This is a genomic window from Rhodococcus sp. C3V (assembly GCF_029269915.1).
GTDB classification, from domain to species: Bacteria; Actinomycetota; Actinomycetes; order Mycobacteriales; family Mycobacteriaceae; genus Rhodococcus_F; species Rhodococcus_F qingshengii.
The window spans coordinates 1-785 of sequence record NZ_JARJBE010000065.1; the positions used below are offsets into that span (position 1 = coordinate 1).

Annotated in this window: 1 protein-coding gene; it reads right to left on the reverse strand. The window is 63.6% G+C overall.

What is annotated here, in order from left to right; translation table 11 throughout:
* The coding region (locus P3G66_RS31810) for an IS30 family transposase (RefSeq protein WP_276117886.1) at positions 1-653 on the reverse strand (653 nt) is incomplete at its 3' end.
* Between the last annotated feature and the right edge of the window lie 132 nt (positions 654-785).

A 785-nucleotide genomic window follows, 5' to 3' on the forward strand; every position in this document is an offset into this window, starting at 1 on the left:
CTCTCGACGAGGGTCACGATCGCCGTCTTGTTGGCTGCTCCGCAGATCAAGTCCCCCTCCCAATGACCGGGCACAGCTCTGTCCTCGATCTCGGCGGGACGGTCGGAGATCATGATCATCGGATCGGAGAAGCGGGGTTGACGCTGATCGGTATGCCGGCGGGGTTTGCGTCGGACACGTCCGCTTCGCAAGGTAGCGGCGACCTGCCGCTTGAGGCCACCACGGGCTTGGACGTACAAAGCTTGGTAGATCGTCTCCACGCTCACCCGCATCTGTTCGTCGTCGGGATGGTCCTTGATCAACGTGTTGCGGATCTGCTGCGGTGACCAGCGTTGAGCAAGGCCGTCCTCGACGAAGCTCCGCAACGGTCCGCTGTGCAGAAGCTTACGATCCTTCGGCCTGGGGCGACGGCCAGCGGAGGCGCGTTGCGCGATGTACGGCCGGTAGGTCCCGTCCGGAGCGCTGCTCGCGGCGATCTCGCGCATGATGGTCGACGCTGGTCGACCCAGATCCCGGCCCACTGCCCGCAGTGATGCGCCCTCGGCCAACAACTCTCGTATCCGCTCCCGCTCCGACAGGCTCAGGAACCGTCGATGCAGACGTTTGTCGAGGGCGGCTATCGAGATCGCTGCAGGTCTCACTGTCGTTGTCATACCAGTGGTGTAGTCGACCCGGTATCCGTCCGGGTAAATGCGTGCATGCCCGACTTGGCGAATTCCTTTGTCCCAGTCCTGAGCTGTGCGTATGTGCACTCCGGCTTGCTCGGCTGCATGCCGGCGGGAGAC